The organism is Pseudomonas sp. BS-2016, assembly GCF_001806145.1.
GTDB classification, from domain to species: Bacteria; Pseudomonadota; Gammaproteobacteria; order Pseudomonadales; family Pseudomonadaceae; genus Aquipseudomonas; species Aquipseudomonas lundensis.
This window is the reverse complement of the sequence record NZ_MLCT01000019.1, coordinates 1-21,137: the sequence shown is the minus strand read 5'-3', so window position 1 is coordinate 21,137 and position 21,137 is coordinate 1. Positions and strand designations below refer to the sequence as shown.

General features: G+C 61.1%; 18 protein-coding genes. 3 read left to right on the top strand and 15 right to left on the bottom strand.

Annotation, left to right across the window (positions count from 1 at the left end; translation table 11 throughout):
• Positions 1-29: 29 nt before the first annotated feature.
• On the bottom strand, positions 30-2,660 hold the full coding sequence (ppc, locus tag BKD70_RS10445) for a phosphoenolpyruvate carboxylase (protein WP_047277260.1): 2,631 nt from the start codon (positions 2,658-2,660) through the stop codon (positions 30-32).
• A 415-nt stretch (positions 2,661-3,075) separates the two neighbouring features.
• Here ppc and BKD70_RS10440 point away from each other — a divergent pair, with 415 nt between their 5' ends.
• Entirely contained in the window at positions 3,076-3,489 is a 414-nt protein-coding gene (locus BKD70_RS10440; RefSeq protein WP_047277262.1) for a DUF4398 domain-containing protein, read from the top strand.
• A 63-nt stretch (positions 3,490-3,552) separates the two neighbouring features.
• A complete protein-coding gene (locus BKD70_RS10435; RefSeq protein ID WP_047277264.1) occupies positions 3,553-4,332 on the top strand; it encodes an OmpA family protein in 780 nt (259 codons plus the stop codon).
• A 79-nt stretch (positions 4,333-4,411) separates the two neighbouring features.
• Here the strand turns inward: BKD70_RS10435 and BKD70_RS10430 are convergent, their stop codons facing one another.
• The 7 genes from BKD70_RS10430 to prfB form a co-directional block, all read right to left on the bottom strand.
• Complete coding sequence (locus tag BKD70_RS10430) at positions 4,412-4,738, bottom strand: hypothetical protein (protein ID WP_047277265.1); 327 nt, start codon at positions 4,736-4,738, stop codon at positions 4,412-4,414.
• Entirely contained in the window at positions 4,731-5,666 is a 936-nt protein-coding gene (locus tag BKD70_RS10425) for an alpha/beta hydrolase (protein ID WP_186350501.1), read from the bottom strand. The genes BKD70_RS10430 and BKD70_RS10425 overlap by 8 nt, the downstream gene beginning before the upstream one ends.
• A 69-nt stretch (positions 5,667-5,735) precedes the next feature.
• Positions 5,736-7,013 (bottom strand): flavohemoglobin expression-modulating QEGLA motif protein, encoded by a 1,278-nt coding sequence (locus BKD70_RS10420; RefSeq protein WP_047277268.1) that lies wholly within the window; start codon positions 7,011-7,013, stop codon positions 5,736-5,738.
• Between the two features lie 23 nt (positions 7,014-7,036).
• The gene (locus BKD70_RS10415; protein WP_047277269.1) at positions 7,037-7,585 is read right to left on the bottom strand and encodes a hypothetical protein; all 549 of its coding nucleotides are present in this window, start codon (positions 7,583-7,585) and stop codon (positions 7,037-7,039) included.
• A gap of 12 nt (positions 7,586-7,597) precedes the next feature.
• Positions 7,598-8,314 (bottom strand): TetR/AcrR family transcriptional regulator, encoded by a 717-nt coding sequence (locus BKD70_RS10410; RefSeq protein WP_047277271.1) that lies wholly within the window; start codon positions 8,312-8,314, stop codon positions 7,598-7,600.
• Positions 8,315-8,419: 105 nt separating this feature from the next.
• On the bottom strand, positions 8,420-9,922 hold the full coding sequence (lysS, locus tag BKD70_RS10405; protein ID WP_047277273.1) for a lysine--tRNA ligase: 1,503 nt from the start codon (positions 9,920-9,922) through the stop codon (positions 8,420-8,422).
• 114 nt (positions 9,923-10,036) lie between these two features.
• Positions 10,037-11,132 (bottom strand): peptide chain release factor 2 gene (gene prfB, locus BKD70_RS10400; RefSeq protein ID WP_097191388.1). Its coding sequence is split into 2 segments (ribosomal slippage): positions 10,037-11,059 and positions 11,061-11,132, totalling 1,095 coding nucleotides; the frame shifts between segments, so codons are not numbered across the junction.
• Positions 11,133-11,457: 325 nt separating this feature from the next.
• Here prfB and BKD70_RS10395 point away from each other — a divergent pair.
• Positions 11,458-12,246, top strand: coding sequence for a bifunctional 2-polyprenyl-6-hydroxyphenol methylase/3-demethylubiquinol 3-O-methyltransferase UbiG (locus BKD70_RS10395; protein ID WP_047277275.1), 789 nt, complete (start codon positions 11,458-11,460; stop codon positions 12,244-12,246).
• 126 nt (positions 12,247-12,372) lie between these two features.
• On the opposite strand, the gene BKD70_RS10390 is transcribed toward BKD70_RS10395, so the two are convergent.
• From BKD70_RS10390 to BKD70_RS10360, 7 genes are read right to left on the bottom strand one after another with little or no spacing between them, the layout of a single operon-like run.
• The gene (locus tag BKD70_RS10390; RefSeq protein ID WP_047277277.1) at positions 12,373-13,374 is read right to left on the bottom strand and encodes a PleD family two-component system response regulator; all 1,002 of its coding nucleotides are present in this window, start codon (positions 13,372-13,374) and stop codon (positions 12,373-12,375) included.
• 52 nt (positions 13,375-13,426) lie between these two features.
• Entirely contained in the window at positions 13,427-14,440 is a 1,014-nt protein-coding gene (locus BKD70_RS10385; RefSeq protein ID WP_047277279.1) for a chemotaxis response regulator protein-glutamate methylesterase, read from the bottom strand.
• The gene (locus BKD70_RS10380; protein ID WP_047277280.1) at positions 14,437-16,734 is read right to left on the bottom strand and encodes a hybrid sensor histidine kinase/response regulator; all 2,298 of its coding nucleotides are present in this window, start codon (positions 16,732-16,734) and stop codon (positions 14,437-14,439) included. Before BKD70_RS10380 ends, BKD70_RS10385 begins: the two co-directional genes overlap by 4 nt.
• Positions 16,731-17,417, bottom strand: coding sequence for a chemotaxis protein CheW (locus BKD70_RS10375; RefSeq protein WP_047277282.1), 687 nt, complete (start codon positions 17,415-17,417; stop codon positions 16,731-16,733). The genes BKD70_RS10380 and BKD70_RS10375 overlap by 4 nt, the downstream gene beginning before the upstream one ends.
• Positions 17,414-18,688, bottom strand: a complete 1,275-nt coding sequence (locus BKD70_RS10370) for a protein-glutamate O-methyltransferase CheR (protein ID WP_047277284.1) — start codon at positions 18,686-18,688, stop codon at positions 17,414-17,416. Before BKD70_RS10370 ends, BKD70_RS10375 begins: the two co-directional genes overlap by 4 nt.
• Positions 18,685-19,200 carry a chemotaxis protein CheW gene (locus BKD70_RS10365; RefSeq protein ID WP_047277286.1) on the bottom strand — a complete coding sequence of 172 codons (516 nt, stop codon included), beginning with the start codon at positions 19,198-19,200 and terminating at the stop codon, positions 18,685-18,687. Before BKD70_RS10365 ends, BKD70_RS10370 begins: the two co-directional genes overlap by 4 nt.
• Positions 19,200-20,822 (bottom strand): methyl-accepting chemotaxis protein, encoded by a 1,623-nt coding sequence (locus BKD70_RS10360; protein ID WP_047277288.1) that lies wholly within the window; start codon positions 20,820-20,822, stop codon positions 19,200-19,202. The genes BKD70_RS10365 and BKD70_RS10360 overlap by 1 nt, the downstream gene beginning before the upstream one ends.
• Positions 20,823-21,137 lie beyond the last annotated feature (315 nt).

Here is a 21,137-nt window from a genome sequence, read left to right as displayed (position 1 = left end):
GGGGCACGCTAACTGAACCGGCTTTTTTCCTAGCCGGTGTTACGCAAGCCCGCCGCAATTCCGGCCACAGTGACCAACAATGCTTGTTCCAGAGGGCTGTCTTGCGTGGCCTCCTGGCGTCGCGAACGCGCCAGCAATTCGGCCTGCAACAGGTGCAGCGGGTCGAGGTAGGTGTTACGCAAGCGTATGAATTCCAAGGTTTCAGGGCTGTGCGCCATGAGTTGCGACTGCCCGGTCAAACCCAATACCACCTCACACGCCTGCGACAATAAGTCGCGCAAGTGCGCACCCAATGGCAGCAGCTCAGGCGCCACCAGACGCTCGTCATACAGCCGTGCAATGTCGGCGTCGGCCTTGGCCAGCACCATTTCGAGCATGTCAATGCGGGTGCGGAAGAACGGCCACTGCTCGCGCATCTGCGCCAACTGCTCGCCTTCACCGCGCGCCAGCGCATGGTTGAGTGCGGTTTCCCAGCCCAGCCAGGCGGGCAGCATCAGGCGCGTTTGTGTCCAGCCGAAAATCCACGGGATGGCTCGCAGGCTTTCAATGCCGCCCGCACGCCGCTTGGCGGGCCGACTGCCCAACGGCAAACGCCCCAGTTCCTGTTCCGGGGTGGACTGGCGAAAATACTCAACGAACTGCGGGTTGTCGCGCACCACCGCGCGATAGGCCTTCACCCCGTCGGCGGCCAGTTCATCCATCAGCACACGCCAACCCGGTTCAGGCAACGGTGGCGGCAGCAAAGTGGCTTCCAGCACGGCGGCCAGGTACAGGTTGAGGTTTTGCTCGGCAATGTCGGGCAGGCCAAATTTGAAGCGGATCATCTCGCCCTGCTCCGTGGTGCGGAAGCGACCCGCCACCGAGCCCGGCGGCTGCGACAGAATCGCCGCGTGCGCCGGTCCGCCGCCGCGCCCCACCGTGCCGCCACGGCCATGGAACAACAGCAATTCGACCTGTTGCTCGCGGCAAATGTTGACCAGTGTTTCTTGTGCCCGGTACTGCGCCCAGGCCGCTGCCGTGGTGCCCGCGTCTTTGGCCGAGTCGGAATAACCGATCATCACTTCCTGCGGGCCGTGCAGCCGCGAACGGTAGCCGGGTAGCAGCAACAGCCGCTCTATGACGGGGCCGGCATTGTCCAGGTCCGCCAGGGTTTCGAACAACGGCACCACCCGCATCGGGCGCTCCAGGCCCGCCTCTTTAAGAAGCAACTGCACCGCCAGCACGTCCGAGGCCGCACCGGCCATCGAGATCACATACGAGCCCAGCGAAGCCCCCGGCGCCGCGGCCACTTCCTTGCACGTGGCCAGCACTTCGGCGGTCTGCGCGCCCGGTTTGAAATAGCTGGGCAACAAGGGCCGACGGTTGGCCAGTTCACGAATCAGGAACGTCAGGCGCGTGTCTTCATCCCAGTCTTCGTACCGCCCAAGCCCCAGATAATCGGTGATTTCAGTCATCGCTGACGCATGCAGGGCCGCATCCTGTCGCACGTCAAGGCGCACCAGAAACAACCCGAACGTCACGGCGCGCCGCAGGAAATCCAGCAACGGGCCGTCTGCGATCACGCCCATGCCGCACGCGTGCAGCGACTGATAACACAGCTGCAACGGGGCCAGCAGATCGTGGTTGTCCTGGAGCACGCCCTCAGGCGCCGGTGGGTTGGCGGCCAACGACCCGTGGGCCCAATGACGGGTGATGCGCAGGCGATCGCGCAGTTGTTTAAGCACGGCGCGATAGGGCTCGGCGCTGTCCCCCGCTGCGGCCAGCAAGGCGGGTGTGGCCTGTTGCATCGACAAGTCGGCGGCCAGTTTATCGAGGTCACGCAAGTACAGATCAGCGGCCATCCAGCGCGCCAGCAGTAATACTTCGCGGGTCACACTGGCCGTGACATTCGGGTTGCCATCACGGTCCCCGCCCATCCACGAGGCAAAACGAATCGGCGCGGCCTCCAGCGGCAGATGCTGGCCAGTGGCCGCGTGCAAGGCTTCGTCGGCCTTGCGCATCATGTTCGGCACGGCGTGCCACAGCGAATGCTCGATGACCGCAAACCCCCACTTGGCTTCATCCACCGGCGTGGGGCGCGTGCGGCGGATTTCTTCGGTGTGCCACGCTTCGGCAATCAGTCGTTGCAGGCGCTGCTCGATGTGGGATTTTTCACTGAGGGTGAGGTCGCGATGATCTTGCGCGGCGAGTTGCGCAGCGATCGCATCGTATTTTTGAATCAGCGTGCGGCGCGTCACCTCAGTCGGGTGCGCCGTGAGCACCAGTTCGATGTGCAGCGTGCTGACCTGCTGCGCCAGCGATTCAGGGCTGTGCCCTTCGGCCAGCAAGCGTTCGAGCAAGGTGGGCAAGACCAGGGCTTCAAAGGGTTCGGGCTGCCCCTCTTCGCGGCGATGAATGAGTTCGTACTGTTCAGCAATATTGGCCAGGTTCAAGAACTGGTTGAAGGCGCGGGCCACCGGCAGCACTTCATCGTCGCTCAAGTCCCCCAGAATCGTGCTCAACTCTTCGCCCGTGGTGCCACGGCGGTCGTCCTTGGCGCCCTGACGAATACGTTCGATCTTGGCGAGAAACGCTTCGCCGTACTGGTCACGAATCGTATTCCCCAACAGTTCACCCAACAGGTGAACGTCATCGCGCAAGCGCGCATCAATATCGGTCATCAGCAATTTCTCCAGCGGTATCCGGGGACAGCTCCTGCCCCAAGAGTGCGTCGCAAGCGTCATCCGTGGCAAGCCGCAAGCCGGATAAAAATAGTCGTAGGCTGACGCGTTTCAGCACCACTCCCGCGATGGCACTTTAATAGCTCCTTGGGCCGAGCAAACCCTTGCTCCCGCTTGCGCGCGCTCTAAATCGGGGCTCTGGCAAAGGGGCTGCCCCTCAGAAATAACTGACTGAGCAGTCACAAGTTTTTAGGCAATTTGCCACCTTTTTTTTGAACTATTCAAAAATCGCTTCGGTCACACCCAGTAACCATCACTGCCGGGGCAGGGAAATCAACACTCCGGGTGACATCACAGGCAATCCTGTTTGACGCCACTGACGTGATGGAATTTGAAGTTTTTCAGGAGTTACCTAATGGAGTTGAAGACCATGATGACCCGCACTGTCAAAACCACCTCACCTCGCCTGCGCGGGCTAAAACTGGCTGCGCTGGCAATCGGTACCAGCTTCGTTCTGGCCGGTTGTGCAGGCAACCCACCGACGGAGCAGTACGCGGTGACTCAATCGGCGGTGAACAACGCCGTGAGCGCTGGCGGCACTGAATACGCCCCGGTTGAAATGAAGGCCGCGCAAGACAAGCTCAAGCAAGCCGAACTGGCCATGCACGACAAGAACTACAAGGACGCCAAGCGTCTGGCTGAACAAGCCGAGTGGGACGCTCGTGTAGCAGAGCGCAAAGCCCAGGCCGCCAAAGCCGAGAAGGCCGCTCAGGATGCTCAGAAAGCCGTTCAGCAACTGCGTCAGGAAGGCATGCGCCCGCTGCAGTAAGTCGCCTCTTTTGACTGCGGCTGACGACACAGCATTCCTCATCGATTGAAAGGACTAAATATTATGCGCAATACCGTACTGATCCCTGCCCTGTTGGCTCTAAGCGTTGGCCTGGCGGCGTGCTCGCACCAGCCAAACGTAAACCTGGAAAATGCCAAGACTAACTTCTCGGCACTGCAAACCAACCCTGAAGCGACCAAAGTCGCGGCGCTGGAAACCAAAGACGCCAGCGAGTGGCTGGACAAAGCCCAGAAGGCTTACCTGGACAAAGAAGACGAGTCCACGGTTGACCAACTGGCTTACCTGACCAACCAGCGCGTTGAAGTGGCCAAGCAAACCATCGCGTTGCGCACCGCTGAAAACCAGATCAAAAACGCTGGCTCCGACCGTGCCCAGGCACTGCTGGATGCCCGTGATGCACAAATCAAGCAACTGCGTGGCTTGAACGCCAAGCAAACCGAGCGCGGTACGCTGGTCACCTTCGGCGACGTGCTGTTTGATTTCGATCAGGCCAGCCTGAAAGCCAACAGCCGTGACAGCATCACCACGCTGGCCAACTACCTGATCAAAAACCCGGATCGCAAAGTGATCGTTGAAGGCTACACCGACAGCAAAGGGTCGGCGGCTTACAACCAGGGCCTGTCCGAGCGTCGCGCCAATGCGGTTAAAAACGCACTGGTACGTGCCGGTGTCGATCCTTCGCGCATCGTCGCTCAGGGTTATGGCAAGGAATACCCGGTGGCCAGCAACGCCACCAACTCTGGCCGCGCCCAGAACCGTCGCGTTGAAGTGACCATCTCCAACGACAACCAGCCAGTCGCGCCGCGTTCGTCGATGCAGTAAGTCTGTACGCGTAAAAACAAAAGCCCCGCCTGAGCGATCAGGCGGGGCTTTTTGCTGCGCGTTCGGGAGCGTTGCGACGTTACTGTTGCAGTTTCGGGGTTTCCTGGCCCATGCAGTGAACGGCTTGCTTCTTGTTGTTCACCAGCACGCCGGTCAGGCCTTTTTGCTCGGTGTCGAACAGCACGATGATACCGTCCACGCACTGGGCGACCTGATTGGCCGGGGTCAGGGAAATTTTGTAGTCCTCGCCGGGGACGGTCTTGAGCATGGTGAAGTCGTTGAGCAGCAAGGCGTCTTGCGGCTTGGCGAAATGCAGGTAGCCGTAGTACCACAGGGCCCCGACGGTGCCGATGATGGTGCAAATACCGGTAATGATCAGCGGGATGGCGTTACGTTCTTCACTCATGGTTGGCTCTCTGGTTCAACGTTTTTCGAATTCGGGGGGGGGCGGGGTAGTTGGGGATTTCCCCCAGGCGCCTCACGCCCGTGAAATGTTGCGGGTCTTGCAGGTAGCGCAGCATGACCTCGCGCCAGGTCGGGTCGGCAAAGGTCTGCACATGCCCGCCACGGGTCAATTGCAACACCTTGGGCGGCGGCGCAGCTTGATACAGTCGGATGCCATTGGAAAGCGGCACGACCGGATCGTCCAGGCTGTGGAAGATCAACAGCGGCACCGGCCTCATGTTCGCGATGGCATACAAGGCGCTGTCCGCGTCCGGCACCAGCCAGGACAGCGGCACTTGCAAAGGCCAGGTCAGCCAGGACGTGCTCAGGGCAAATTGACCCACCTCGCGGTAGCTGGCGGGCACCCCATCGAGCACCATCGCCGTGATGCGCTGGCGTTGCTGCGGGTGCTCACTCAGGTAGTGAACCCCCATCGCGCCGCCCAGGCTCTGCCCCAGCACAATCAGCGGCAGGCCTTTGACCGACGGCTCCTTTTGCAGCCAGTCGAACGCCGCATCGATGTCCTGATACACCTCAGGCAACCGGGGCGCGCCTTGTGACAATCCGTAACCGCGGTAGTCGATCATCAGCACCTGATAGCCCTGCGCGGGCAGCCAGGCCGTGGCGCCCAAGTGGTAAGCGAGGTTGCCGCCGTTGCCGTGCAGGTGCAGCACCGTGCCCTTGAGCGGTACGCCCGGCGCAGCGGGCAGCCACCAGCCGTGCAGCCGTGTACCGTCAGCGGCGGTCAGCGTCACATCGCGGTAGTCCAGACCCGCCGCCGTCGGTGTGATCGGCTGGCCGGGTTCCGGATAAAACAACAGGGAGCTGCATCCGCCGAGTGCCAGCAGCAGGCAGCATGCAGCCAGGGTTTTGATCAAACGAGCCACCATGTGTGAAAGGTTGCACCTCGCGGCGCAGTCGCGGTCGAGGCCCCAGCGGCCCTGAATCCGCTGACCGGGTTACAAGATGTTGGAGTAATCGGCTTCGATCCGGTCCAGGCTCAAGTGGTTGAGGAAGTTGGAGAAGCACATCCAGGCGGCCAGCGCATTCATGTCACGGAACTGCTCCGGCAGGTACTTGGGCGCGACCACCAGGCCTTCGTCGACCAGTTGGCGCAAGGTGCGCATGTCTTCCAGCGTGGTTTTGCCACAAAACAGCAGCGGCACTTGTTCCAGCTTGCCTTTACGTACGGCCAGCTGAATGTAGTTGTAAACCATGATGAAGCCCTTGAGGTAGGACAAGTCTTTGGTAAATGGCAGGCCATTGGGCACCGAGCCACGGAAAACCCGACTCGCATTGCCATAGCTTTCAGGCATTTCAAAGCCTTGCTCACGGAAGAACTCATACACCTGCATGAAGTCCGCGCCCTCCTCCACCATATGAATGGCGCGGGTGCGATTGGTCAGTTTGCGCAGGCGGCTGGGGTAGGAAGCAAACGTGATGATCTCCATCAGGATGGCCAACCCTTCCTGGGTGACCGTCGAGGATGGCGGGCCTTTGGCCAGAAACGTGCAGATAGGCTGGTTCAGGCCGTTGAGCGTTGTGCCCACATGCACCAGCCCTTCGTGGACTTCAAGCGCACGCACGTCGCGGTGGTTGAACATCGCATCGGTGCGGATCTTGATGTAATCGGCACCCGCCGCCGCGTCCGCGACGATGCCGTCGGACTCAAACACCCGGATGGTTTCTTCGGCCTCGCCAAACACCTTGTTCAGCCGCGTTTGCAACAGGTGCACGGCATCTTTGGCGGTGAGGGTTTTCGCTTCGTCCTTGAGCGCGCCACGGTCGTCGATGTTGTCCAGGTAATCGGACATCATCAACCCCAGGTCGGCCAGCGTCGGGTCGCCCGCATGAAACGCATCGGACGCGGCGCCATACAGCTCTTGCGAGATCAGCCCGAAGTCTTCGGTGCCGCGCGCTTCGAGCATGCGCACCACCATGCGGTATTCCTTGCACATGCGGCGCATGATTTGCCCGACCGGGTTGAACTGGCCCAACTGGCGGGTGATGTCGCGCTCGATGTTCTGGAATTCGAGCTTCACCGCGCCCGAATCGAAGGACAACGGCCGCCCCTGGTAATAATCCCGATCCACCGCCGGCATTTGTTTACCCTTGGCCTTGAGAAAGCCCTGACGGATGCTGTCGTCCCACTTCACCGCATCCAGCACGCGGATCGGGGTCTGGGCCAGCACGATGCGGTCTGACAATGTGCGAATCGTGCGTTGGTAATCGTCCACCCGGTGCTCCTTGAAAAAGGCGGTTACTTGGCCGCGCGCTGATAGCGGGCGGTTTCGACAAAGACGTCGGAATTCGCCGGGTCATCCAGATAAGCAAAGACTGTAGACGATGGGCTGTCGATCTGAACGCCTGCGCCTTCGGCGGTTTCAACCGTGTCGCCGGCCAGCGCCGACTGACCGATGGCCTGACGGATTTGCTCAAGGTCCAGCTCGTAGATCACCAACTCGCCGCCGTCGGTCAATTCAAACCCGTTCAGCGTGAAATTACCGCCCAGCCGAGCCGGTATGGCGGCCGAGGCGTACCAGCGGCTGCCGTGTTTGGCGACGATGAACCGATAACGTTGACGCGCCTTGGGTTCGCCTTTGGGGTACACCTCGGCCTGATAGTGGGTTTTATCGATGGCGCTGATGCTCAGGCGTCGCGCCTGCCCCCAGGCGTCCTTGCTGGTCCATTTGCCGAGCAAGGCCTGAGGCGCCGTTTGAGCCACCAGCGGCGCTTCCTTGAACGTAACCAGGCACCCGTTCAACAGTAAAAACGACACCGCCAACAGCATTACGCGCCAACCTTTCATGCCTGCATCCTTCTATAGAGCGGCCAACACCAAGTGCATGTAGCGCGTAAGGAGAGCGAGCCGTTGTGCATCGGCTGCTGGCTGCGCGCCATTAAGTAGGGCCTGATATTCCATCCGACCGATAATCGCCGTCAAGACATTGGCATCGTGCTGCGGCTGTTTGGAGCCCAGCACCTGGAAGATCTGACACGTGCCCTGCAGAAAAATCTGCTCGTGGGCGCGCACCAGCACCGCCAGCCGTGGGTTAAGCAGCGCGGCCTGATGGAACGCCTGCTCGGCGCGCAACTGATCGCGACGGGTCACCAACTGGTGCTCCACGTAGTGGGCGGTCATGGCGGCAATCTCGTCAGCCAGTTGTGAACGTGACTGCGGGCTGCCGTCTCCGTACGCCACCAGCTCGCGCAGCTTGCCTTCCGTGCTTTGCCATAACTTGGCCATAAAGGCGGCACTGCGTTCGACGTACTGCGCAAAGGTGTCGTTGATCAGGTCATCGATGTCCTTGAAGTAATACGTGGTGGCCGAAAGCGGCACCCCGGCTTCGGCGGCGACTGCCCGATGCCGGACGCCGCGTACACCGTCGCGCACCACGATACGCATGGCCGCATCCAGAATCAGTTGCCGCCGCTGTTCACTGCCATGGCGACTGGCTTTGCGGCCCTGGTATTGAACACTCTCGGCCACCGCCGTGGCGACGTCGACGGCACCCGTTTGAGCCTTGGGCAGGTTCACGCATGTTTCCCTTTGTTGAGGACCTTAAGTCGGGTGGTTACGGCTAGCCCCTGTTCGACAGGCAATAAAAAGCCGCCCTTGGCGGCGGCTTTTTAGTCAGCAGCGTTACGCTTGCGGACGCATGTGCGGGAACAGGATCACGTCGCGGATCGACGGGGAGTTGGTCAGCAGCATCACCAGACGGTCGATGCCGATACCTTCACCGGCCGTTGGCGGCATGCCGTACTCCAGCGCACGCACGAAGTCGGCGTCGTAGTGCATGGCTTCGTCGTCACCGGCGTCTTTGTCGGCCACTTGTGCCATGAAGCGTTCTGCCTGGTCTTCCGCGTCGTTCAACTCGGAGTAGGCGTTGGCGATTTCACGGCCACCGATGAACAGCTCGAAACGGTCAGTCACGTTCGGGTTTTCATCGTTGCGACGGGCCAGCGGCGACACTTCGAACGGGTACTGGGTGATGAAGTGCGGCTGCTCCAGCTTGTGCTCGACCAGCTCTTCGAAAATCATCACCTGCAGCTTGCCCAGGCCTTCGAAGCCCAGCACCTTGGCGCCGGCCTTTTTGGCAATGGCACGGGCCTTGTCGATGTCGTTCAGGTCGTCAGCGGTCAGCTCAGGGTTGTACTTGAGGATCGAGTCGAACACCGACAGACGCACAAACGGCTCGCCGAAGTGGAACACCTTGTCGCCGTACGGCACGTCAGTGCTGCCCAGAACCAGCTGCGCCAGCTCGCGGAACAGCTCTTCGGTGAGGTCCATGTTGTCTTCGTAGTCGGCGTACGCCTGGTAGAACTCAAGCATGGTGAATTCAGGGTTGTGGCGCGTCGAAACCCCTTCGTTACGGAAGTTGCGGTTGATTTCGAAGACTTTCTCGAAGCCGCCCACGACCAGACGCTTGAGGTACAGCTCAGGCGCGATACGCAGGAACATTTCCATGTCCAGCGCGTTGTGGTGGGTTTCAAACGGCTTGGCTGCCGCGCCGCCCGGAATGGTCTGCAACATCGGCGTTTCAACTTCAAGGAAGTCGCGCGCCATCAGGAAGTTGCGGATGTGGGCGATGACTTGCGAACGCACACGGAAGGTGTGGCGCACGTCTTCGTTGACGATCAGGTCAACGTAACGCTGGCGATAGCGCTGCTCGGTGTCGGTCAGGCCGTGGTGCTTGTCGGGCAGCGGACGCAAGGATTTGGTCAGCAGGCGCACGTGGGTCATTTCAACGTACAGGTCGCCTTTGCCGGAGCGGGCCAAGGTGCCTTCGGCGGCGATGATGTCGCCCAGGTCCCAGGTTTTGACTTCGGCCAGGGTTTCTTCCGGCAGGGTCTTGCGGTTGACATAGACCTGGATGCGCCCGGTCATGTCCTGAATCACCATGAACGAACCACGGTTAAGCATGATGCGACCCGCAACCTTGACCGGGATGGCGGCTTCAGCCAGCTCTTCCTTGGTCGCTTCGGCGTACTTCTTCTGCAGGTCGGCGCAGTAGCTGTCACGACGGAAATCGTTCGGGAAGGCGTTGCCTTTGGCGCGCTCGGCAGCAAGTTTTTCCTTGCGCAGGGCGATCAGGGCGTTTTCTTCCTGTTGCAAATCTTGCGGGTCGAGTTGTTGGTCGCTCATGTTTTAAAAATTCCATCACAGGTTCGTTGCCCCCGCCTTGCGGCAGGGGGAAGCGGGCTTCGGCGCGCCCTCAAGGCATCGCGTCAGCGGCGCACTTTACGTTTGTTGCGCGACTTACAGCCCTTGTTTCAGGCTGGCCACCAGGTATTCGTCGATGTCGCCGTCGAGCACTTTGTCGCAGTCACTGCGCTCGATGTTGGTACGCAAATCCTTGATGCGCGACGCGTCAAGTACGTACGAGCGGATCTGGTGACCCCAGCCGATGTCGGACTTGGTGTCTTCCAGCGCCTGGGAAGCGGCGTTGCGCTTCTGGATTTCCTGCTCGTAAAGACGCGCCCGCAACATTTTCATCGCGGTGTCTTTGTTTGCGTGCTGGGAACGTTCGTTCTGGCAGCTCACCACGGTGTTGGTCGGAACGTGGGTAATACGCACGGCCGAGTCAGTGGTGTTTACGTGCTGACCACCCGCACCGGAGGAGCGGTAAGTGTCGATCCGCAGGTCCGAGGGGTTGATGTCGATTTCGATGTTGTCGTCGATTTCCGGCGAAACGAACACGGCCGAGAACGAGGTATGACGACGGTTGCCCGAGTCGTACGGGCTTTTGCGAACCAGACGATGGACGCCGATCTCGGTGCGCAGCCAGCCAAAGGCGTATTCGCCCTTGATGTGCACGGTCGCACCTTTGATCCCGGCCACTTCACCGGCGGACAATTCCATGATGGTGGCATCGAAGCCGCGCTTGTCGGCCCAACGCAAATACATCCGCAACAGGATATTGGCCCAGTCTTGCGCTTCGGTGCCGCCAGAGCCTGCCTGAATGTCCAGGTAAGCGTTGTTGGCGTCCATCTCACCGCTGAACATGCGGCGGAATTCGAGTTTTTCAAGGGACTCGCGCAGGCGTTCGACTTCAGCCGACACGTCATCTACAGCGGCCTGGTCTTCTTCCTCGGCGGCCATCAGCAGCAGGTCCTTGGCATCGGCCAGGCCCGTGTGCATCTCGTCGAGGGTTTCTACAATTTGCGCCAACAGGGAGCGCTCGCGCCCCAGTTCCTGGGCGTACGAAGGGTTGTTCCAGACACTCGGATCTTCAAGCTCGCGATTGACTTCGGTCAGACGCTCATGCTTTTGATCGTAGTCAAAGATACCCCCGAATGGTTTCGGAGCGCTCTGACAGGTCCTTGATGCTGTTAAGGATTGGGTTGATTTCCATGGCTGGCGGCACTCGTAGGCGATTTTTACAAAGCCAAAGAGTATACCGAAAATATACCGTTACAGCAGCCCGCCCAGCGGTGGAATGCAGGCCATTTGCCGCAGCCAGCAGGCGTTATCGCCCTCTGCAATCCCCCTGCCCGTTCAAACCTCATCGCAGCGTTACTTGAGAATAGTTACCCGATTTAAGGGAAATGGACTACGCGCCCGCGCATTGCACATCAAACCCGGCTCGCTATACCTAAAACATGACCGCCCCGAACACACACGGCCTGCCCATTGGCCCCCGCACGGGCTGATCCTGCGAACACCCCAGGAGCATGACCATGAACAACCCCAGGCCCAACCCGCAGGGCTTTCAACGCAATTCAAGGCATGTGAAAAAGCGCAGCCTCGAACTGCTGCTGTCGTTCGCCACGCCGCAGGGCAATGTGCTGGACATCGGCTGCGGCACAGGCAACAGCCTGTTGTTTGTGGACGCCAACAATATCGAGCAATACGTCGGCATCGATCACTCCAAAGACAAGATCGCCTACGCCAATCTGGTGCATGCCGCACCCAACGTGCGCTTTATCGTCAGCGATTTTCTGGCGTGCAACCTTGACCGCTTGCCGGTGTTCGACGCCGTGGTGTGTGCCGGTTGCCTGCAAGGCTTCATGCCCCACGAACAAGCGGCGATCGACAAACTGTCGGCCGCCCTCAAACCGGGGGGGTATGTGTTTTTATCCTGCGCGTTCGACTTCGATTACTTGCCCGATGAGCGCTTCATTCAAGAGCGGGCGCTGATGGAGATTCGCCATCAATACCCGTGTATCGGCGAGCCCGTAGTGTTTGATGATTTCCGGCTCAGCCGCCCAGCCCTGCTGGACACATTGAGCGACTTTGAAATCATCCGCTCACAGCGCATTGAAGAAACCGTCGAATTCGAGAACCTCAATGACTTCCGGGACTGGCACTGGGGCGCGAGCGCGAAGGTGCGCAACCAGTTTGACGAAACCATCCGCGAACTGGCCATCACGGACTACTACCAGAAGCTCTACGCCCACTATTGCGTGGGCCGCTACAAAACGGCGTACTCCACGGGCCTGCTGCTGCTCAGGAAAAAAAGTCCTTGAACGCATACCCACGGTGCAGCCGCTGAACAGGCACGCGACTGCGCGACCGGATCAACGCCTTGCACAGCCCGTCAGCGACTACGGGCGGGCTTACGCCCGTGAAGCCGCCGCGCAAGAGCGGGAGCCTTATTCGATTCCGACCTGATTACGCCCGTTGTTTTTGGCCAGGTACAGGCCTTTGTCGGCCGCCGAAATCAAGTCGCGGCAGTTGCCGCTGTGCTGCGGGGTCATGGTAGACAGGCCGATGCTGATGGTCAGGCTGCTGCCATCGGCCGGTGAAATGTGCGGGATTTTCAGCGCCGCCACCGCTTGACGCAGCTTTTCAGCCACCAGCCGCGCACCGCCCTGAGAGGTGTTGGGCAATACAATCGCAAACTCCTCCCCGCCGTAACGCGCTGGCAGGTCAGAAGGCCGGCAGCTGGCATCACGGATCGAGGCCGCCACTTTGCGCAGGGCTTCGTCACCGTCCAGATGACCGAAGGTGTCGTTGTAAGACTTGAAGTAGTCCACGTCGATCATCAATAACGACAGCTGGGTTTGCTCACGCAGGGCCCGGCGCCATTCCAGCTCCAGGTACTCGTCGAAATGGCGGCGGTTGGACAGCCCGGTCAGGCCGTCAGAGTTCATCAGGCGCTGCAACACCAGATTGGTGTCCAACAGTTGTTGCTGGCTGACCCGCAGCGCGCGGTAAGCGGCATCGCGCTGCAACAGGGTCATGTAAGAGCGCGAGTGATAGCGAATGCGGGCCACCAGCTCAATGTTGTCCGGTAATTTCACCAGGTAGTCGTTGGCCCCGGCCGCAAAGGCCGCACTCTTGATCAACGGGTCTTCTTTGGTCGACAACACGATGATCGGGATGTCTTTGGTGGCCGGGTGGTTGCGGTATTCGCGCACCAGCGTCAAACCATCGAGCCCCGGCATGACCAGGTCTTGCAAGATCACCGTCGGCTTGATGCGAATGGCCTGGGCAATGGCATCGTGCGGGTCGGCGCAAAAGTGAAAGTCGATGTTCTGCTCAAGGGCCAAGCCCCGGCGCACGGCTTCGCCAATCATCGCCTGATCGTCCACCAGCAATACCATGGCGGCGTTTTCGTCAGTTTTGACGTCGTCCATCTGCAAGTCATTCATGCGCGTTCACCTGAATTACCACCTTCAAGCCAGTCCTGCCGGGTTGTGTCAGTCATGTATGAAAGATCTCCAGCAAGCGTGGCGCAATCGTGTCCAAGGGTCGAATTTCAACAGCCGCATCAATTGCCGCTGCCGCTTTGGGCATGCCGTATACCGAACTGCTGTGCTGGTCTTGGGCGATGGTCAGAAACCCCTGCTGGCGCATGAGTTTAAGCCCCTGCGCGCCATCGCGACCCATGCCGGTCAACAATACGCCCACGGCCTCACCGTCCCAGTACCGGGCCACACTCTCGAAAAACACATCAATCGAGGGCCGATAAATTTCGTTCACCGGCTCGGCGGTGTAAGCCAGCGTGCCGTTTTTTAACAGACGAATGTGATGATTGGTCCCGGCCAACAGGACCGTACCGGCCTGGGGCGTTTCGCCATCACGGGCCAGCCGGACATTCACCCCGCACGAGCTGCTCAGCCATTCGGCCATCCCGGCGGCGAACACCTGGTCCACGTGCTGCACCAGCACAATGGCCGCCTGAAACGAGCGCGGCAGGCCTTTGAGCAGGGTTTCCAGCGCCGCGGGGCCGCCCGCCGACGAGCCGATGGCCACTAACCTGCGCTGCTCCAGGGATTTGCGCGGCGGGTTCTCGACGGGATGCACCCGTTTCGGGGGCTGCTGGCCCATCAACCAGCCAATGTTCATGATCTTGCGCAACAACGGCGCTGCTGCCTCCTTGGCATCGCCCGCGCCCAAAGCGGGCGTATCGACCACGTCCAGCGCGCCAAAGCCCATGGCTTCAAACACGCGGTGCACATTTTGCTGGCGGTCGACCGTGACGATCACAATCGCACACGGGCTTTGCGCCATGATCCGACGCGTGGCCTCCACGCCATCCATGACCGGCATGATGAGGTCCATCAAGATCAGGTCCGGGGTGTCCTCGGCGCACAGGCGCACGGCTTCTTCGCCGTTCCCCGCCACCCACACCAACTGATGCTTGGGCTCGAATGCCAACGCCCGGCGCAAGGCCTCTACCGCCAGGGGCATGTCGTTGACGATGGCAATTCTCATGTCTGGGCTCCTCCAATGAGCTCAACCACTGCATCAAGCAGCGCATCGTCATGGAAACTGGCTTTCGCTAAATAATAGTCGGCCCCTGCATCCAGGCCGCGCCGACGGTCTTCTTCACGGTCTTTATAAGACACCACCATCACCGGCATCGATTGCAGCCGGTTGTCGCGCCGCAACAGGGTGACCAGTTCGATGCCGTCCATGCGCGGCATGTCGATATCGGTAATCAGCAAATCGAAATGCTCGGCGCGCAGCGCGTTCCAGCCATCCATGCCGTCCACCGCGACCGCCACCTCATAACCGCGATTGAGCAACAACTTGCGTTGCAGCTCGCGCACGGTGAGCGAGTCGTCGACCACCAGAATGCGTTTACGCGCCACCTCAGCGGTGTGCCGATTACGCCGGTCGATGCGCTCCAGACGCCCAGTGTTAAGCAGCTTGTCGACCGAACGCAGCATGTCTTCGACGTCCACAATCAGCACCGGCGAGCCATCATCGAGCAGCGCGCCGGCCGAAATGTCCTGCACCTTGCCCAAGCGCGGGTCCAGAGGCAATACCACTAAAGTGCGCTCCCCGATAAACCGCTCAACCGCCACGCCGTAGACCGCCTCGCGCTCACGAATGACCACCACCTTGAGGGTGTCGTCATCGTTCTGGCCGGGCGGACGTTGCAGCAACTGGCTGGCGGCCACCAGGCCCACGTGCTGCCCTTCGTGCCAGAAGTGCTGGCGGCCTTCGACCTGCACGATGTCGTCAGGCGCCAGATCGCGCATGCGTTCGATGTGCGCCAGCGGAAAGGCATAGGCTTCGCCGCCGACTTCCACCACCAGGCTGCGCACCACCGACAGGGTGAGCGGGACTTCCAGATGGAAACGACTGCCCTGCCCGCTGACCTGCTCCAGCACAATCGAGCCACGCAGCAGGCGCACCATGTGCTGCACCGCATCCAGCCCGACACCGCGCCCGGACACCTCGGTCACGGTGTCACGCAGGCTGAAGCCCGGCAGGAACAAAAACGTCAGCAGTTCTTCTTCACTCAACTGCGCGGCCGTGGCCTCGGTGGACAGTTGGCGCTGCACGATGGAGCGGCGCAAACGCTCAAGGTCAACGCCGCCGCCGTCATCGCTCAACTCCACCACCAGCAGCCCGGCCTGATGCGAGGCGCGCAAGCGAATCTCCCCTTCGGCCGGCTTGCCAGCGCGCAAACGCTGCTCAGGGGGTTCAATGCCGTGGTCCACCGCGTTACGCAACAGGTGCATCAGGGGCGCTTCGAGCTTTTCCAGCACGTCGCGGTCCACCTGGGTTTTCTCGCCTTCAATTTCCAGACGGATCTGTTTGCCCAGGCTGCGCCCCAGATCACGCACCATGCGCTCTTGCCCGGCCAGCACATCCGCGAACGGACGCATGCGGCACGCCAGCGCCGTGTCATACAGCAACTGCGCGCGCTGGCTGGTCTGCCAGCCAAACTCGTCCAGTTGAGCGGTCTGCTCACTGAGCACGTGCTGCGACTCGGCCAATAAACGCCGCGCCTCGGCCAGCGCCTCTTCGGCCTCAGGGGTGAGCGTCAGCACCTTGAGCTGATCGCCCAAATGGTCCAACGCCCGCAAGCTGGTGTTTTGCATGCGTTTGAGGCGCTGCATCGTGGCGAGGTAAGGCTTGAGCCGCTGGGTTTCCACCAGCGACTTGCTCGACAAGTCCAGCAGACTGTTAAGGCGCTCGGCGGTGACGCGCAACACCCGCTCACCGCCTTCAGTCAGGCGTTGCGGGCGACGCGCCGGTTCTGCCGCCGGCTCGGGCAGCGGCGCCAGCTCGACCGGCGCAGGTGCCTCAGGCACCACAGGCTCGGGCGTAAGCAGCAGTTGCGACACATCAAACGGCGGTGGCGCCACCCGTGCCGTCGGGGCAGAAGGCTCGACCAGCCGGTTCATCAAGGCCACGTAGGCCTCGATGTCGGCCGAGGTCACCGTATTGCCCGGCGTCGCAATGCGCATCAGCAAATCAGTGCCCTGCAACAAGGCATCAATGTGCTCGGGTTGCAGGTACAAGCGCCCTTCCTGCGCGCTGACCAGGCAATCTTCCATGACATGGGAAACGCTGACCCCGGCCTCGACCCCGACAATCCGCGCCGCGCCCTTGAGCGAGTGGGCCGCGCGCATGCAGGCTTCCAACTGATCGGCCTGGGTCGGGTTACGCTCCAGCGCCAGCAAACCGGCATTGAGCACTTGGGTCTGGGCTTCGGCCTCCAGACTGAACAACTCCAGCAACGAGGCGTCGCGCATTTGCTCGGGGGTCATGTGAGGCTCCGGGTAATCGCGCCGAGCAACTGCTCTTCATCCAGCCAGCGCAGGCTGCGGGTTTTCCAGTGCAAGACACCCCGGGTGAAAATGGCGCTGGCGTGTTCGCCCGACAACGACGCGGTATTGAGCACACGCTCTTCAATGTTGTGAATGCCATCGACCTCGTCCACCGGCACCACCACCGGCCCGCCGGGCGCGGCCACAATCAGCATGCGCGGCATCACCCGCTGCGCGGGCGTGACACTCACCGTCGGGTCCAGCCCCAGCAGCTCGACCAGCGACAGGCAGGGCACCAGCGCGCCGCGCACATTGGCCACGCCCATCAGGGCCCGGGAGCGTTGGTGCGGCAGCGAGTGAATCGACTGCAAAGGCGCGACTTCATCCAGGCAACGGGTCGCCAGCGCCAGCCACTCGCCACCCATGCGAAACACCACCAGTGAACGGGTCGCGTGGGCGTGCTCAAGGTCCTGCGGCGCGGCAAAATCCTGCTCGTCCTGCACAAAGGCATAGCGATCGAGCAAACGCGTGGCCGCCGCCGCATACACCGAACAGTTACGGCAATGAATGTGTGCTGGCAGCAGCGGGCAGGATTTATCGCCGTACACGCCAATACGGTTCCAGCAATCATCAATCGTCTGGGCTTCGGTGTGGATCAAACTCTGGGCGGACAGACCGTTCATGATTTGCGCTCACTGTGAAGGGCCCGCTCATTGCGCGCAGCCCGGGCCTGCAAACGCTGAGCGCCTGCCACATCGCCCTGCGAGGCCAGCAGTGCCGCCAGATGCGCCAGCGCCTCGGCATGTTGGGGTTGCAGGTACAACGCCTTGCGATAAAAGCCTTGGGCCTGTGCGGTCTGGCCTTCGACATCGCTGAGCAGGCCCAGCCAATAAAACACCTGAGCCTGCGGCCCATGCTGCTGCAACGCCTGTTCGCACAAGGCGCGGGCTTCACGGCTTTTGCCTTCATTGGCCAATTGCGCAATGGTCTCCAGCACCCCGCGCGGCGCCTCGTCGGGCACACGCGCGACCTGAGCCGGCGGCGGGGGCGGTGTGTGAGGGCGCGCCGCAAACGGGCGACTGACCGGCGCCATCGGCAGCGGCAAAGGTTTGACCGGCGCTGTACACTCAACCGGCCTCGGCAACACGGCGGGCGGCTCTTGGCTGTGACAAAAGGCGAAGGATTGCGGGGCGTTGATCGAACGCATGCCCAGCCCGTGCAGCAAACTGCCCTCAGCCGGGCCGATGAACAGCACCCCGTCCAGACGCGTCATACGCGTGAGGGCGTCGAGCGCCTGCTGTTGGGTTTTGAGGTCGAAATAAATCAACAAATTGCGGCAGAACACAAAATCATAAGGCGGCTGACTCGCCGTCAGGGCCGGGTCCAGCACATTGCCGACCTTAAACTCGATCTGCTCGCGCACCCGCGCCGACACGTGATACCCGTCGGCTTCGAGGGTGAAATGCCGCTCGCGAAAACCGATGTCCTGACCGCGAAACGAATTCTTGCCATACACCGCACGCTGGGCACGCTGAATCGAAAGCGGGCTGATATCCAGCGCCTCGACCCTGAACTGGTGCGCGGCAAACCCGGCGTCAAACATCGCCATCGCTATCGAATACGGCTCTTCGCCGGTCGAACACGGCAGGCTCAGCAGGCGCAGCACCCGCGGAGCCGTTTGCGCGGCCAGCCGCTCGCGGGCCAGGCGACCCAGCGTGGCAAATGATTCGGGGTAACGGAAAAACCAGGTCTCGGGCACGATCACCGACTCGATCAGCGCCTGCTGCTCGTCGGCCGAGGCATTGAGCCGCTGCCAATACTCATCGTGATCCTGCATGTTCAGCGCGGTGCAGCGCTGACGCACCGCCCGCTCAATAATCGCCGGGCCCACCGACGCCACATCCAGCCCGATGCGCCGTTTCAGAAAATAAAAAAACCGTTGATCGGCACTCATGGGCGGGCCTGCCGGGTCAAGTCAATGTGCTGCTCGGGAAACAACAACCCGCGCACGGCAGGCGTCAACAGATCATCCACGCGAATCCACTGCAACAGGCCATCCTTGTCTTTACGCACCGGCCCCAAATATGGCGCCTCGCGGTTATCCAGCCCGTATGGCTGAAAATCTGCCACCTCACAGCGCAGGGTTTCACTGGCCTGCTCCAGCACCAGGCCCAGCAAGTGACCGTGATGGCGCACCAACACCAAACGCGTGCTGGTGCGGGCCACGGCGCTCTGGCCGAAGGTCATGGCACTGACATCAATCACCGGCACCATCTGCCCGCGATGGGCAAACACCCCGGCCACCCACGCCGGTGCATGGGCAATGGGCTTGAGCGGCAAACGCGGCAACACTTCCACCACGTCCACCGCTTGCAAGGCATAGCGTTCGGTGCCGATAAAAAACACCAGAAACAGGCATTGCTTCGACGCCTTGACGGCTTCGCGCGGCGCGAGAGGCACGCTCATCAGACTTTAAAACGCGAAACGCCGCTGCGCAGCCCGACCGCCACCTGACTCAATTCATCGATGGCAAAGCTGGCCTGACGCAGGGACTCAACGGTCTGGCTACTGGCATCCCCCAATTGCACCAACGCGTGGTTAATCTGCTCGGCGCCGGTGGCCTGGGCCTGCATGCCTTCGTTGACCATCAACACCCGTGGCGCCAAAGCCTGCACCTGATGGATGATCTGCGACAACTGCTCGCCCACCTGCTGCACCTCGGACATACCGCGGCGCACCTCTTCGGAGAACTTGTCCATGCCCATCACACCGGCCGACACCGCCGACTGAATCTCGCGCACCATCTGCTCGATGTCATACGTGGCCACGGCCGTCTGATCCGCCAGGCGGCGCACCTCGGTGGCGACCACGGCAAACCCGCGCCCGTACTCACCGGCCTTCTCGGCCTCAATCGCGGCGTTGAGCGACAGCAGGTTGGTCTGATCGGCCACCTTCACAATGGTCACCACCACCTGATTAATATTGCCGGCCTTCTCATTGAGAATCGCCAACTTGGCGTTCACCAGATCGGCGGCGCCCATGACCGAGTGCATGGTGTCCTCCATGCGCGCCAGCCCTTGTTGGCCGGAACCGGCCAGAATCGACGCCTGATCGGCGGCCGACGTGACCTCCGTCATGGTGCGCACCAGATCCCGAGACGTGGCCGCGATTTCGCGGGACGTGGCGCCGATTTCCGTGGTGGTGGCGGCGGTTTCGGTAGCGGTGGCCTGTTGCTGCTTGGACGTGGCGGCAATCTCGGTCACCGAAGTGGTGACCTGCACCGAAGAACGCTGCGCCTGCGACACCAGCGCCGTCAGCTCGGCCATCATGTCGTTGAAGCCAGTTTCGACGGCCCCGAACTCATCTTTACGCTCAAGGTTCAGCCGCTTGCTCAAATCCCCGGAGCGCATGACCTCAAGGATCGAGACAATGCGCTGCATTGGCGACATGATCGAGCGCAGCAACAAAAAGCCCAACAGCCCCGCCGCCAGCACCGCAATGGCCAGCGAAATCAACATACTGGCCTTAGCCGTCAGCACCGCATCGGAGATGTTGTTACTGGCCCGGATCGCGGCGTTCTGGTTGTCCTGAATCACCTTATTGAGCTGCACCCGACCGGCGCTCCAGTCGGGGGTCAATTGCGCGTTCAACACCGTGCGGGCCTGGGGCATGTCGTTCTTTTCAAACAGCGCGAGAACCGTGTTCAGCGACTGGTCGTATTTTTTATGCAGCGCGACAAACTCTTCATACAACGTCTCATCCCCGTCACCGCTGATGGTGGCGCGATAGCCGGCGAGTTCGTTGGCCAGGCGGGTTTCGTAAGAGGTGTAGAGCGCTTGTTCGTCCTTGGTCAGGGGACGGCCCTCGCCTTCATTCATCAGGTGCAGGGTTTGCACGTAACTGTCGACCCACGCGCTGCGGATCATGGAGCTGTGGTACAGGCCCGGGATCGAGTCGGTGCGGACTTTGTCTTCGCTGGTTTCGATTTTGACCAAGCGTGAATACGCCGCGACGATCATCAACAGCATGATGGCAATGATTACGGCAAAGCTCGCCAAGATGCGTTGGCGTAACGTCCAGTTCTTCACAGTCGATCCTCGGGGTGCCGTTGAAATGAGGGGGAGTATAGCCGAGGGTAAGGGAGGATTCGTACGGGGTTTGAGACCGATCTCACATGGATCAGTTAAAAAAACGTACACAGGGTTACATCCCGAACGGATGAGCGAAGCACCTAAGGGATCTTGATCGTGCTCGTGAACTTGATCTTGATCTTGATCTTGAAAAGTCTCCCTGCTGCCACGCGATTGCAGGCACACCGCAAAGGCCCCTCACAGCAGGCTGAACGCAGGTGCTGTTGCGGGGGTGGGTCGGCAGGAGCCGAGCCAGCCGTGCTGGGCCATGGA

Coding starts and splice junctions, on each gene's coding strand:
- ppc (WP_047277260.1), bottom strand. CDS start 2,660: ATGACCGATATTGATGCGCGCTTGCGCGATGACGTTCACCTGTTGGGT.
- BKD70_RS10440 (WP_047277262.1), top strand. CDS start 3,076: ATGGAGTTGAAGACCATGATGACCCGCACTGTCAAAACCACCTCACCT.
- BKD70_RS10435 (WP_047277264.1), top strand. CDS start 3,553: ATGCGCAATACCGTACTGATCCCTGCCCTGTTGGCTCTAAGCGTTGGC.
- BKD70_RS10430 (WP_047277265.1), bottom strand. CDS start 4,738: ATGAGTGAAGAACGTAACGCCATCCCGCTGATCATTACCGGTATTTGC.
- BKD70_RS10425 (WP_186350501.1), bottom strand. CDS start 5,666: ATGGTGGCTCGTTTGATCAAAACCCTGGCTGCATGCTGCCTGCTGCTG.
- BKD70_RS10415 (WP_047277269.1), bottom strand. CDS start 7,585: ATGAAAGGTTGGCGCGTAATGCTGTTGGCGGTGTCGTTTTTACTGTTG.
- lysS (WP_047277273.1), bottom strand. CDS start 9,922: ATGAGCGACCAACAACTCGACCCGCAAGATTTGCAACAGGAAGAAAAC.
- BKD70_RS10395 (WP_047277275.1), top strand. CDS start 11,458: ATGAACAACCCCAGGCCCAACCCGCAGGGCTTTCAACGCAATTCAAGG.
- BKD70_RS10390 (WP_047277277.1), bottom strand. CDS start 13,374: ATGAATGACTTGCAGATGGACGACGTCAAAACTGACGAAAACGCCGCC.
- BKD70_RS10385 (WP_047277279.1), bottom strand. CDS start 14,440: ATGAGAATTGCCATCGTCAACGACATGCCCCTGGCGGTAGAGGCCTTG.
- BKD70_RS10380 (WP_047277280.1), bottom strand. CDS start 16,734: ATGACCCCCGAGCAAATGCGCGACGCCTCGTTGCTGGAGTTGTTCAGT.
- BKD70_RS10375 (WP_047277282.1), bottom strand. CDS start 17,417: ATGAACGGTCTGTCCGCCCAGAGTTTGATCCACACCGAAGCCCAGACG.
- BKD70_RS10370 (WP_047277284.1), bottom strand. CDS start 18,688: ATGAGTGCCGATCAACGGTTTTTTTATTTTCTGAAACGGCGCATCGGG.
- BKD70_RS10365 (WP_047277286.1), bottom strand. CDS start 19,200: ATGAGCGTGCCTCTCGCGCCGCGCGAAGCCGTCAAGGCGTCGAAGCAA.